The sequence below is a fragment of the Serratia sp. CY81684 genome, assembly GCF_052166595.1.
GTDB lineage: Bacteria > Pseudomonadota > Gammaproteobacteria > Enterobacterales > Enterobacteriaceae > Serratia > Serratia nematodiphila.
This window is the reverse complement of the sequence record NZ_JBJNOO010000003.1, coordinates 1,073,415-1,086,110: the sequence shown is the minus strand read 5'-3', so window position 1 is coordinate 1,086,110 and position 12,696 is coordinate 1,073,415. Positions and strand designations below refer to the sequence as shown.

Genomic DNA, 12,696 nt, shown 5'->3' with positions numbered 1-12,696 from the left:
TATAAATAGATAATGGCGGGAGGGCAAACCGCCGCCCGCCTTCGGCTTATTTCAGCAGCCGCACCTTGCAGCTCTTGCCTTTGATTTTGCCCTGTTGCAGCTGTTGCAACGCCTTGCGCGCGCTGGCTTTACGGATCGCGACGTAGGCATGCACCGGGAACATGTCGATTTTGCCCACTTCCGCCGCCGTCAGCCCGGCATCGCCGGTCAGCGCGCCAAGGATATCGCCGGGACGGATCTTCGCCTTGCGGCCGCCGTCGATGCACAGCGTCACCATCTCTGCCTCCAGCGAGCCGTTGGCCGCCCCGCTCAGCTCGGACACCGGCGCCCAATCGACGGTCATCTGCAGGTAGTCTTCAATCGCATGCGCCCGCGCCATCTCCTGCGGCGTGCACAGGCTGATCGCCAGCCCGCTCATGCCGGCGCGGCCGGTGCGGCCGATACGGTGCACATGCACTTCGGGATCGAACGCCAGTTCGTAGTTAACCACCAGCTCCAGCTCTTTGATGTCCAGCCCGCGAGCGGCGACGTCGGTCGCCACCAACACTCGGCAACTGCGATTGGCGAAGCGCACCAACACCTGATCGCGGTCGCGCTGCTCCAGATCGCCATGCAGCGCCAGCGCGCTGATGCCGCGGGCCTCCAGGGCCTCAAGCACTGTCTGACAATCGCGCTTGGTATTGCAGAACACCACGCAGGACGCGGGTTGATGGTAGCGAATGGCCGACACCAGCAGCGCCGGACGCTGCTCGCGCGTGGTCTCATAAAAGCGTTGTTCGATGGAGGTCTGCGCTTCGCCATCGTCCACCTCGACGCTCAGCGGCTGGCGTTGAACACGCTCGCTGATGCGTTCGATGCCCGCCGGATAAGTGGCGGAAAACAACAGCGTCTGACGCTGCGGCGGCGTGTAGCTGATCACATCGTCGATATCGTCGGCGAAACCCATATCCAACATGCGGTCGGCCTCATCCAGTACCAACACCTTCAGCTCGTCCAGCAGCAGCGTTTTCTTGCGCAGATGCTCCTGAATGCGCCCCGGCGTCCCCACCACGATGTGTGGCGCGTGCACCAGCGAGTCGAGCTGCGGCCCCATCGGTTGGCCACCGCACAGCGTCAGAATTTTGATGTTTTGCGTGAAACGCGCCAGGCGACGCAGCTCTTTGCTTACCTGATCGGCCAACTCGCGGGTGGGACAGAGCACCAGCGCCTGTGTGGCAACCTGAGTAACGACGATGTTATTCAGCAAGCCAATACCGAAGGCCGCCGTTTTGCCGCTGCCGGTTTTCGCCTTGGCGCGCACGTCTCGCCCTTGCAGGATAGCGGGCAACGCGGCGGCCTGCACCGGCGTCATTTTGGCGTACCCCAGTTCGTTGAGGTTGGCCAACTGTTCGGCTGGCAGAGGCAGGGAAGAAAAAGAAACTGTGCTCACGGCGATAACTCTTATATGACGAATGGAATGGCGGCGCGCCCGCAGGTTGGCGCCGAATCAGCGGTAAATGATAACAGAGATGGGCGGCGTTACGGGCTGCGGGCATAAAAAAACCCGCCGGCGGCGGGTTTCTTGGCGGCTCAGTCGTTAAATCGCAACGACGTTGGCTGCAGCTGGGCCACGTTGGCTGTCCTGGATGGAGAATTCAACCTGCTGGCCTTCAGCCAGAGTCTTGAAACCATCGCTAACGATAGCGGAAAAATGAACGAAAACGTCTTTAGAGCCGTCGGCAGGCGTGATGAAGCCGAAACCTTTGCTTTCGTTGAACCATTTAACGTGACCAGTGATCTTGCTCATTTGTGTTTCCTTTACTTGATAAACCTGCCTTGACGGCACGAGACGCGAAAACCTTGCTATATATAGGCCTTCTTTCGCCGTCGCTTATTAACGCACAATCGCCCAGGCAGGGCAAATATTTCTGCTTGTTATAAAAACAGTAAGTTAGCAACAAACCTGGCGCGGTGGCTGTGAACGCAATCGTTTTCGTATATACTGCCCGCCGATCATCAATCCGCTTACTTTCACCGATCCAGGTACGAAACTATGTTAACGATTGGAACCGCCCTGCGCCCTTCCGCCACCCGCGTTATGTTGCTCGGCTCCGGGGAGCTGGGTAAAGAAGTCGCCATTGAATGCCAGCGCCTCGGTCTGGAAGTGATCGCCGTCGATCGCTATGCCGACGCCCCCGCCATGCATGTGGCGCACCGCAGTCACGTCATCAATATGCTGGACGGTGACGCGTTGAAAGCCGTTATCGAACAAGAGCGGCCGGACTATATCGTTCCCGAAATCGAAGCGATCGCCACCGCCATGCTGGTGGAACTTGAACGTCAGGGCCACCGCGTGGTGCCCTGCGCCGAAGCCACGCGCCTGACCATGAACCGCGAAGGCATCCGCCGTCTGGCGGCGGAAGAACTTGGCCTGCCCACCTCCAGCTATCGCTTTGCCGACAGCGAAGCGGCTTTCCGGCAGGCGGTCGAGCACATCGGCTACCCGTGCATCGTCAAACCGGTGATGAGTTCTTCCGGCAAAGGGCAAAGCCTGATCCGTGCGCCTGAGCAGCTGCAAAGCGCCTGGGATTACGCGCAACAGGGTGGACGCGCCGGCGGCGGCCGGGTGATCGTCGAAGGGTTGGTAAGATTTGATTTTGAAATTACGTTGCTGACCATCAGCGCCGTGGACGGCGTACATTTCTGCGAGCCGATCGGCCATCGTCAGGAAGACGGAGATTATCGCGAATCCTGGCAACCGCAGCGCATGTCAGCCACGGCGTTGAGCCGTGCTCAGGCTATTGCGGAGAAGGTGGTGAAAGCCCTGGGCGGGTTCGGTCTGTTCGGCGTGGAGCTGTTCGTCTGCGGCGACGACGTGATCTTCAGCGAAGTGTCTCCGCGGCCGCACGATACCGGCATGGTTACGTTGATCTCACAGGATCTGTCCGAGTTCGCCCTGCACGTTCGCGCGTTTCTCGGGTTGCCGATTGGCGCCATCCGCCAGTTCGGCCCTTCCGCTTCGGCGGTGATCCTGCCGCAGCTCACCAGCAGCGATGTGCGTTTCAGCGGACTGGAAAATGCGCTGCGCGGGCACAACCAGCTGCGCCTGTTCGGCAAACCGGAGATCGCCGGGCAACGTCGTCTGGGCGTAGCGCTGGCGACGGCCAACACGACGGAACTGGCGGTGGAGCAAGCGAAACAAGCCGCCGCCGCCGTGACGGTCAACGGCTGATACTCACGGGGCCGCTTGCGCGGCCCCGATAACGTCAATAGTCTTCGTCTTCTTCAGCATCGTCATCCCGCGACGCCTCCGGTGCGGCCTCATGTTGCTCGTCTTCGTCATCGAACAATACCGCAACCTGAGCACCCTGATGCTTCTCGCGAATTTCCTGCGCAACGCGAGCAATGGCCTCACCGCTGCTCATGCCCTGCTCCATCAGTTGATGGATGCGATCCGCCGCTTCCTGCTGCTCCGCGTGATTCAGTAATGGCATACCTGCATGCATGTGTCGTTCTCTCCGGCAAAAGGGAGAAGGAGTATACGCGCTAACGCGGCGGATCCCAACGTCTGGTGCGTCAGGCCGGTTGCGAACAGCCGTTATCGTTGCGCCACTGCTTCAGGCGATGCCGCCACAGCATGACATGCCACCCCTGCTTCAGGCCGCGCGCATTGGCGAACATCGCTCTGTCGATACCGCGCTGATAGAACTCTTCGGTGATCTGATTCTGAGCGGCCGGTTCCGGCTCGCGACGAATGCTGTGGCAAATGCCCAGCGCTTCGCGGGTGATTTGCCAATGGAAAGCCGGACGAATGACGATAGTGCCCGCATAGCGCTGGTTGAGCCGCTCCAGCATTTCGACGATTTTCATATAGTGGCGTTGATACTCCACGTTCGCCTTACCGATGCGCCGACGATTACTGATCGACTTGTCGTGCACCCGTTGACGGTACAGCGGCGTACTTAAATATTTGACCCGTTTGGCATTAAACATAACTTCTGTCGTCCAGGGAATATCCTGGTGATGTAACCCCGGCTCGAAATAAAGCCGATGCTGGCGAATAAAGTCGAGGCGATATATTGCCAGCCATACAACGTGAATAAACTTTCGCGATTCCAGCGCACGTTCAAACCACTGCACGCCACTGATCACATCGGTGGTACGCAAACGCGCCTCGGGAAAAATCGGCTGCAATTCATCTTGGCTGGTGAAATAGCGCTCGCCATTACATTGCATCACGTCTAATTGGTGTTTTTCCGCCTGTTCCAGCAGCGTGGAATACATCTCCGGCGCCAGCAAGTCGTCGGCATCGGGAAACGCCACATATTTGCCTTGGGCAACGGCAAGCCCGGCATTACGCGCGTTAGAAACACCGGCATTGGCCTGATCGATCACACGAATATGCGGATGTACCGCCGCGTAACGGTGCGCGATCTCTCCTGAACCGTCAGTGGAACCATCGTTGACGATGATCACCTCCAACCGTTGCTCGCGCTGGGCCAGCAGCGAGGCCAGGAAAGGCTCCAATAATTCCCCCGCATTGTGCATCGGGACGATCACGCTCAGCATTAACGACATAGTCAGCTCTTCAATGATAATGTAACAAAATAATAATTTTATTTTTCTAAAAGACTCATTCGGCCTGCGTAGGCTTGGGATAAGCGTGAAACACTGCAAATTCCCGCGCTGGCTAATGGGACCGAACTGGCCTTTCTTTCTCAAACCCGCGCCAGAAAAGCGCTGAGTAATTAAGCCATTAATTCCAAAAGGCGGCGACGTTGCTAAAATCGGGCATAGCAACATCTCCCCCGCCTCTAATAACAAGCAGAAATAATAAATTTATGAAATTAACGAATCTTTTTTTATATTTCTCGGGTATTGCGCCCTCGATGAATAGGCTTCCAGTGCATTTGACGTTAAATTTTTAACATATCGAAGTATAATCAATGGCGCAAAAAATGCCTTATTTCAGGTTTATTGAGCTGCCGTTTATGTGAACTGTGCTGCATGTCGCGCATGGCAAAACATGCATGACGTGGCCGTCTATGGCACACTAGCCGCCAGATATCGCCGTCCTCACAGCCAGGTTTATTGACGTTCATGAGCGTAACCGCCCCAAACATAAAATCTTTGCCCTACAGCCGCCGTGCCCTGATGACGCTTTTCGCCCCGCTTTCATCGCAGCCTTGGGCGATGCTGCTGCATTCGGGCTTTGCCGACCATTCGCACAACCGTTTCGATATCCTGGTCGCACAACCGCGCGTGACACTCACCACCCAGGGTGCCGACACGCAAATCGAAAGTGACGGCGTCACCATTCAGTCGCAGGAAGATCCGTTCTCCTTGCTGCAGCAGCAACTGGCGGCGCAAGGTTGGCAGCCGGCGTTTAATCCGGACCTGCCGTTTCAGGGCGGAGCTCTGGGACTGTTCGGCTACGATCTTGGGCGCCGGGTGGAAACCCTGCCGCAGTTGGCCGAAGCCGACCTCGCTTTGCCGGATATGGCAGTGGGCATTTATGACTGGGCAGCGATCGCCGACCACCAATTGCAAACCCTGACGCTGCTCAGCTATGGCGATGTGGAGCAGCGCTGGCGCTGGCTCAATAGCCAAACCGCACCTACAGAACGCCCTTTCACGCTACTGAGCGACTGGCGCGCCAATATGAGCCGGCGACAATACGGCGAGAAATTCCAACGTATTCAGCACTACCTGCGCAGCGGCGACTGTTACCAAATTAATCTGGCACAACGATTCTCCGCCGACTATCAGGGGGATGAATGGCAGGCATTCTGCCGCCTGAGCGCCTGCAACCGCGCGCCGTTCTCGGCCTTCCTGCGCTTGCCGCACAACAGCGTACTGAGCGTCTCTCCCGAGCGCTTCCTGTGGCTGGAGCAGCAGCGTATCCAAACCCGCCCGATCAAGGGCACGCTGCCGCGGCTGGCGGACGCGGAACAGGACGCCGCGCAGGCTCGCCGTTTGGCCGATTCACCCAAGGATCGCGCTGAAAATCTGATGATCGTCGATCTGCTGCGCAACGATATCGGCCGCGTCGCCCAACCTGGCAGCGTACGGGTGCCAGAACTGTTCGCCGTGGAGCCGTTCCCCGCCGTGCATCACCTGGTGAGCACCATCACCGCGACCCTGCCAAACCATACCTCGGCGGCCGAACTGCTGCGTGCCTGCTTCCCCGGCGGTTCGATCACCGGCGCGCCCAAGGTGCGCGCGATGGAAATCATCGAAGAGTTGGAGCCGCAGCGCCGCAATGCCTATTGCGGCAGCATCGGTTACCTGAGCGCCTGCGGCACCATGGACACCAATATCACCATTCGCACGCTCGTCACCGAAAACGGTCGCATCCACTGCTCCGCCGGCGGCGGCATCGTGGCGGACAGCCAGGAGCAGGCGGAATACCAGGAGACCTTCGACAAGGTCGGCCGCATTTTGCCGCAGCTAGGGGAGTATGCCCTGTCGTGATCCCATCGAACTCACCGGCCTCACTGCACGCCTTTATCAGCCGTTTTCAACTGCAGCTGCCGCAGGCGACGCAGATTTCGCACCATGTGCGCCCGGCGGCGGTGCTGATCCCGATCGTCTGCCGCGCCGAGCCGACGCTGCTGTTGACCCGCCGTGCCGACTCGCTGCGCAAACATGCCGGTCAAGTGGCCTTCCCCGGCGGCAAAACCGACGCCGAAGACGGATCGGCGATCGTCACGGCGCTGCGAGAAGCGCAGGAAGAAGTGGCGATACCGCCGCAGGCGGTGACTGTCCTCGGCCAAATGGCGCCGCTCGACAGCAGCACCGGATTTCAGGTTACCCCTATCGTCGGCCTCATCCCGCCGGACGTGCAGTTCCACGCCAATGAAGGCGAAGTGGCGGACGTGTTCGAGATGCCCCTGCGGGAAGCGCTGACCCTGTCGCGTTACTATCCGCTGGATATTCATCGCGCCGGCCATACGCACCGCATCTACCTCTCCTGGTATCACAGCCAGTTTATCTGGGGGCTGACCGCCGCCATCATTCGGCGCCTGGCGCAACAGGTCAGTATTTAGCCCGCATTACGTGATCTGACTCGCAATCTGGCACGGTTGCCGGCCTTCGCGGCGGGTAAAGCGATCGCTATCACTTCATTTGATCGCTTTTTCAACTACCGTTCCGTTTGAATGGTTTTAAAAAAACTGTAAACCCTCTCTTAAACCTTACGAAATACCTGTAAAATACCACCGTCCGAGATAAACCACTGTAGAAACAGGGATTAAGCCGGCGGCGTTCAGCACGGAAAGCTGGCGCGATTACCGCTAATGGAGCTTGGGCGAAAGCGGATACCCCGCACAAGGGTTCGCCCCGGGTAATCAGTAAAAAAAGCGACACCACGGATTATTTAATTTCATGCGAAAAAGGCAGCCGAACCCGCACGGCCCTTTTACAATATCGCTGTTCCCTGCGCGGTTTTTGACCGCCGCAGCCATAACAATACGTCTCTTTAAGGAGTTTTAGCGTGATTAGCGTTTTCGACATGTTTAAGATCGGCATCGGCCCGTCCAGCTCTCATACGGTTGGACCGATGAAAGCCGGCAAACAGTTTGTCGACGATCTGGTAAATAAAGGCCTGATGCCTTCTATCACGCGTGTTGCCGTAGACGTTTACGGCTCACTCTCATTGACCGGCAAAGGTCACCATACCGATATCGCCATCATTCTCGGCCTGGCCGGCAACATGCCGGACACCGTCGATATCGATAGCATTCCGGGTTTTATTCGCGATGTAGAACAACGTCAACGCCTGATGCTGGCCAACGGCCTGCATGAAGTCGATTTCCCGCGCGACGGCGGCATGGTCTTCCGCAGCGACAACCTGCCGCTGCACGAAAACGGCATGCAGATCCACGCCTTCGCCGGCGATAAAGAAGTGTACAGCAAGACCTATTACTCTATCGGCGGCGGTTTCATCGTCGACGAGGAGAATTTCGGTAAGGCCGCCGAGCAAGAACTGCAAATGCCATATCCGTTCAACTCCGCGCGCGAAATGCTCGACCATTGCCGCGAGACCGGCCTGTCGCTGTCCGGCATGGTGATGCAGAACGAACTGGCGCTGCACAGTAAGCAAGAGATCGAGACCTACTTCGGCAACGTCTGGCAAACCATGCGCGCCTGTATCGACCGCGGTCTGAACACCGAAGGCGTACTGCCGGGGCCGCTGCGCGTACCGCGCCGTGCCTCCGCGTTGCGCCGCATGCTGGTGGCGTCGGACAAACTGTCCAGCGATCCGATGAACGTGATCGACTGGGTCAACATGTTCGCGCTGGCGGTTAACGAAGAAAACGCCGCCGGCGGCCGCGTGGTCACCGCGCCGACCAACGGCGCCTGCGGCATCGTGCCTGCGGTGCTGGCTTACTACGATCACTTCATCGAGTCCGTCAGCCCGGATATCTACATCCGCTACTTTATGGCGGCGGGTGCCATCGGCGCGTTGTACAAGATGAACGCCTCCATTTCCGGCGCCGAAGTCGGTTGCCAGGGTGAAGTCGGCGTTGCCTGCTCCATGGCGGCGGCCGGTCTGGCCGAACTGCTGGGCGGCAGCCCTGAGCAGGTCTGTGTGGCGGCGGAAATCGGCATGGAACACAACCTGGGTCTGACCTGTGACCCGGTCGCCGGCCAGGTGCAGGTGCCGTGCATCGAGCGCAACGCCATCGCCTCGGTCAAGGCGATCAACGCCGCCCGCATGGCCCTGCGCCGCACCAGCGAGCCGCGCGTTTCGCTGGATAAGGTGATCGAGACCATGTACGAAACCGGCAAAGACATGAACGCCAAGTACCGCGAAACGTCACGCGGCGGCCTGGCAATCAAGGTGCAATGCGACTGACAGACAACCCCGCCACCCGGCGGGGTTTTTTATGGGTAATCAATTTATTAGCCGCCTTTTGTGACAATGTCACCAGAAAAAATTCTGCATTTCTCTCATCGATCCGGCGGTTAGCCTGCAAATTGACCTTCTGTTTTGCCAAATCGAAATAATTTACTGAGTTACCATCAATCTTGTATAACCTCAGGCTAGAATTAGCCGAGCGCAACTTAAGGATCTATGACCTGACCGTGACTCGGGGCTGGATTACCGAACAAGGATTTACCGGATGTTGATGACCCACCTCGCCGCGTCCCGATATCGTTATTACCGTTGGCTGCTGGCCGGAGCGGTGGGCGCGGCTATTCTGTTGGTATCGCTGTATACCCGTTACTATCAAGAGGTCAAAAGTATCGAGCTGAGCCAACAGACATTGGCCACCCGCACCGTCGGCAAGCTCAACCAGTTGTTGACACCGGCTCAGCTGCAGGCGGAGCGCAGCATGGACATGCTGGACCAGCCCTGCGAGAACGTTTCGTCGACCCTGCGCTTTCGCGCCGCGCAGAATCAGGCGCTACGCGCCATGTTGCTGGTAAAAAACGGCATTATTTACTGCTCCAGCCTGTTTGGTTCCCGTCATTATCAGCTGGCCGCGGTAATGCCGACCTTCGTCAACAGCAACGCCAGGCTGGCGCTGCGCCCTTCGCTGGCGGTGAGTAAAGGCCTGCCCACGCTGGTGATGTGGACGCCATCCCCCCACGATAAAACCAGCGGCGTGCTGCACGTGTTTAATATCGAGCTGCTGTCCAACTTTTTACTCGAGCCGCAGGAGCCTTACGTTCAGCGCGTGGTGCTGAACGTGGCTGACAGCAGCCTGGAATACGGCCGACGTGAAATCCTGAGCCGTGACACCCTGACCAACGATCTGCGCTACACCGCCGGCTCTGCGCTATACCCGTTCTCGATTTCGCTGTTCGGCCCGCAGATCGGCATGCTGGCGCTTTCCGCACTGCCGCGCCATATCCCGCTGGCGCTGCTGATCAGCCTGTTGGCCGCCTATGTGGTCTATCTGCTCACCGCTAACCGCATGAGCCTGTCTTATCACATCGGCCATGCCATCACCCATCGCGAGTTCCGCGTCTATTGCCAGCCCATCATCCATAGCGACACCGGGCGCTGCGCCGGCGTCGAGATGCTGCTGCGCTGGAAAAAGAAGCGGCAAGGGTGGATCTCCCCCGACGTGTTTATTCCGCTGGCCGAGCAGCATGAGCTGATCATTCCGCTGACCCGTTATCTGATGAACACCGTGACGGAAAATCTGCAGCTGTTCCCGCCGCGACCGTCGTTCTACATCAGCATCAACGTCGCCGCCGAACACTTTAAAACGCTCAACATCATCGACGATATCCGCCGGATTTGGCTGCCGGCGCATCCGATGCCGTCACTGATGCTGGAGCTGACCGAACGCACCGCGCTGTCGGCGATCCAGCATGACCAGATCCGGACGCTGAAAGACATGGGGATCATGCTGGCCATCGACGATTTCGGCACCGGCCACAGCTCGCTGAGCTACCTGAAGAACCTTAGCCCGGACGTGTTAAAGATCGACCGCGGGTTTACCGCGGCCATCGGTACCGACGCGGTCAACGCCACGGTGACCGATACCATCATTACGCTGGCGCAGCGCCTGAAGCTGAAGCTGGTGGCTGAAGGGGTAGAAACGGCGGAACAGGCCGACTATCTGCGCTCACGCGAAGTCAATGCCCTGCAGGGGTATTATTTCGCCAAGCCGATGCCGATCCACGTTTTCCCGCTGTGGTTGCAGCAGTACGAATCGCGCGTCAGGAAAACGGAAGAGAATACGCCGGAGGCCTGAGCCTCCGGCGGGTGGGTTACGAATGCGCCGGTTCGTCGAAGACGACGCGGGTGACACGCACCAACTCGATGCGATAGTCGGAGACCTCGACGATATCGAAACGCAGGTGGTTCAGTTCAATGGTGTCCCCCACCACCGGCATCTGGCCGTAGTGGGCTAACAGCAGCCCCGCCAGAGTGGCGTAGTCTGCGGTTGGGCTGACCAGGTCATCGCAGGCCAGCGCCTGTTCCAGCGAGTGCAGGTCGGTCCCGCCTTTGACCAGCCAGCCGTCGCCTTCCGCCACGATGTCCGGCGTTTCATCTTCGTCCGGGAACTCGCCGGCAATCGCTTCCAGCACATCCAGCGGCGTCACCAGCCCCTGCACCACGCCGAACTCGTTGGTGACCACCACCAGACGCCCTTTGGCGCGGCGCAGCACCGCCAGCAGCTTGATGACATCCATGGTTTCCGGCACCACGATCGGCGGCGTGCGGGCGGCAAACTCGGCGATATCTTCCCCTTGCTCCAGCGCCACCAGCAGATCCTTGGCGCGTACCACGCCGACGATCTCATCCACAGAGTCGCGACACACCGGGAACAGGCTGTGCGGCGTATCCAGCAACTGTGCGCGCACCTCCTCACGGGAGCGTTCGCAGTCGACCCAGGAGATGTCAGTGCGCGGCGTCATCACGCTGCGCAATGAGCGCGAGGCCAGCGTCAGCACGCCGCTGATCATATAACGCTCTTCCGCCGCAAAGGTTTCATCCCTCGGCAACGCCACCGCGTCGTCCGCCTGCTGCGCACGCTGCTGCCCCATCAGGCGCATGATCGCTTCCGCGGTGCGCTCGCGCATCGGGCGACGCGCCTGATGCTTGATAAAGTTGCGACGCGCGATCTGATTGAACAATTCAATCAGGATCGAGAAGCCGATCGCGGCGTACAGATAGCCTTTAGGAATATGCAAGCCGAAGCCTTCGGCGATCAGGCTCAGACCGATCATCAACAGGAAGCTCAGGCACAGCACCACAATGGTCGGGTGCGCGTTGACGAAGTTGGTCAACGGCTTGGATGCCAGCAGCATCACCGCCATCGCGATCACCACCGCCGCCATCATCACCGGCAGATCGTTCACCATGCCCACGGCGGTGATCACCGCATCGAGCGAGAACACCGCGTCAAGGATCACGATTTGCACCACCACAGCCCAGAACTTGGCGTAACCGCGGTTGGCGCCATCCTGGTGCGTCTGCCCTTCCAGCCGTTCATGCAGCTCCATGGTGGCCTTGAACAGCAGGAATACCCCGCCGAACAGCAGGATAAGATCGCGGCCGGAGAAGCTGAAATCGCCGACGCTGAACAGCGGCGTGGTCAGGGTTACCATCCAGGAGATCACCGACAGCAGGCCCAAACGCATCAGCAATGCCAGCGACAGGCCGATGATGCGCGCCTTATCGCGCTGCTTAGGCGGCAACTTATCGGCCAAAATGGCGATGAATACCAGGTTGTCGATGCCCAGCACAATTTCCAGCACCACCAGCGTAAGCAACCCCGCCCAAATAGAGGGGTCCATTAAAAATTCCATATCAGACTCCAGAAAAAAGTGGGAATGAGCGCACGCCGCTCAGACGTGACGATGCCGCCGCTGCATGGGCGCAGTCGACAATAGCAAAGTGACGGGATGGGATTACCGGGAGATGGCCGAAGGGCCGAACAGCATATGCAACGCCAGCAGGTGGCGGGTGAAACCTGGAAAAACAGTTACTTCGGTGACAGTCCATAGGGAGGGCTGAGGCCCTTCACTCCTTAGTGATGAAAGAGGAAATTACTGTATCAGGATTTTTCTGGGGGACAAAGCGGCTTTTTCAACGGCGGTTTAGGGTGACGCCACGCCATATCGTCTGCGACAGCTAAGATTTCTCCGAGCATTCAATAGCGGAGCAGCGTCACAAAAAATATTTTTTCACTCACTAAAATAAATCTCGCGTTCGTGAAGTATCACGCACAGGCATTTGATACTGCGTGA

General features: G+C 58.6%; 10 protein-coding genes. 5 read left to right on the top strand and 5 right to left on the bottom strand.

Annotation, left to right across the window (positions count from 1 at the left end; genetic code table 11):
• Positions 1-46 precede the first annotated feature (46 nt).
• Positions 47-1,429 (bottom strand): ATP-dependent RNA helicase DbpA, encoded by a 1,383-nt coding sequence (gene dbpA, locus ACJ8QF_RS13030; RefSeq protein ID WP_131164783.1) that lies wholly within the window; start codon positions 1,427-1,429, stop codon positions 47-49.
• Between the two features lie 147 nt (positions 1,430-1,576).
• Positions 1,577-1,786, bottom strand: coding sequence for a transcription antiterminator/RNA stability regulator CspE (gene cspE, locus ACJ8QF_RS13025; protein WP_004927572.1), 210 nt, complete (start codon positions 1,784-1,786; stop codon positions 1,577-1,579).
• A gap of 246 nt (positions 1,787-2,032) precedes the next feature.
• Here cspE and purT point away from each other — a divergent pair, with 246 nt between their 5' ends.
• Complete coding sequence (gene purT / locus ACJ8QF_RS13020; protein ID WP_004927575.1) at positions 2,033-3,211, top strand: formate-dependent phosphoribosylglycinamide formyltransferase; 1,179 nt, start codon at positions 2,033-2,035, stop codon at positions 3,209-3,211.
• Positions 3,212-3,245: 34 nt separating this feature from the next.
• Here purT and ACJ8QF_RS13015 read toward each other — a convergent pair whose 3' ends face one another.
• Both ACJ8QF_RS13015 and ACJ8QF_RS13010 read right to left on the bottom strand, forming a co-directional pair.
• The gene (locus ACJ8QF_RS13015) at positions 3,246-3,485 is read right to left on the bottom strand and encodes a YoaH family protein (RefSeq protein WP_015378151.1); all 240 of its coding nucleotides are present in this window, start codon (positions 3,483-3,485) and stop codon (positions 3,246-3,248) included.
• Positions 3,486-3,555: 70 nt separating this feature from the next.
• The gene (locus tag ACJ8QF_RS13010; RefSeq protein ID WP_004927582.1) at positions 3,556-4,557 is read right to left on the bottom strand and encodes a glycosyltransferase; all 1,002 of its coding nucleotides are present in this window, start codon (positions 4,555-4,557) and stop codon (positions 3,556-3,558) included.
• A gap of 522 nt (positions 4,558-5,079) precedes the next feature.
• On the opposite strand from ACJ8QF_RS13010, the gene pabB reads away from it, so the two are divergent.
• From pabB to ACJ8QF_RS12990, 4 genes are all read left to right on the top strand, one after another.
• Positions 5,080-6,453 (top strand): aminodeoxychorismate synthase component 1, encoded by a 1,374-nt coding sequence (gene pabB / locus ACJ8QF_RS13005; protein WP_004927584.1) that lies wholly within the window; start codon positions 5,080-5,082, stop codon positions 6,451-6,453.
• Positions 6,450-7,028: a CoA pyrophosphatase gene (locus ACJ8QF_RS13000; RefSeq protein WP_004927587.1), complete on the top strand. Its 579-nt coding sequence runs from the start codon at positions 6,450-6,452 to the stop codon at positions 7,026-7,028. Before pabB ends, ACJ8QF_RS13000 begins: the two co-directional genes overlap by 4 nt.
• A 446-nt stretch (positions 7,029-7,474) precedes the next feature.
• Positions 7,475-8,839, top strand: a complete 1,365-nt coding sequence (gene sdaA / locus ACJ8QF_RS12995; RefSeq protein ID WP_004927589.1) for an L-serine ammonia-lyase — start codon at positions 7,475-7,477, stop codon at positions 8,837-8,839.
• Between the two features lie 268 nt (positions 8,840-9,107).
• On the top strand, positions 9,108-10,694 hold the full coding sequence (locus tag ACJ8QF_RS12990) for an EAL domain-containing protein (RefSeq protein ID WP_004927593.1): 1,587 nt from the start codon (positions 9,108-9,110) through the stop codon (positions 10,692-10,694).
• Positions 10,695-10,710: 16 nt separating this feature from the next.
• Here the strand turns inward: ACJ8QF_RS12990 and ACJ8QF_RS12985 are convergent, their stop codons facing one another.
• The gene (locus ACJ8QF_RS12985; protein WP_044031058.1) at positions 10,711-12,255 is read right to left on the bottom strand and encodes a TerC family protein; all 1,545 of its coding nucleotides are present in this window, start codon (positions 12,253-12,255) and stop codon (positions 10,711-10,713) included.
• Positions 12,256-12,696: the final 441 nt, after the last annotated feature.

Bases quoted from the DNA above. Each gene is read 5' to 3' on its own strand.
- ACJ8QF_RS13010 (WP_004927582.1), bottom strand. From the start codon at position 4,557: ATGTCGTTAATGCTGAGCGTGATCGTCCCGATGCACAATGCGGGGGAA.
- cspE (WP_004927572.1), bottom strand. From the start codon at position 1,786: ATGAGCAAGATCACTGGTCACGTTAAATGGTTCAACGAAAGCAAAGGT.
- pabB (WP_004927584.1), top strand. From the start codon at position 5,080: ATGAGCGTAACCGCCCCAAACATAAAATCTTTGCCCTACAGCCGCCGT.
- ACJ8QF_RS13015 (WP_015378151.1), bottom strand. From the start codon at position 3,485: ATGCATGCAGGTATGCCATTACTGAATCACGCGGAGCAGCAGGAAGCG.
- ACJ8QF_RS12985 (WP_044031058.1), bottom strand. From the start codon at position 12,255: ATGGAATTTTTAATGGACCCCTCTATTTGGGCGGGGTTGCTTACGCTG.
- purT (WP_004927575.1), top strand. From the start codon at position 2,033: ATGTTAACGATTGGAACCGCCCTGCGCCCTTCCGCCACCCGCGTTATG.
- ACJ8QF_RS12990 (WP_004927593.1), top strand. From the start codon at position 9,108: ATGTTGATGACCCACCTCGCCGCGTCCCGATATCGTTATTACCGTTGG.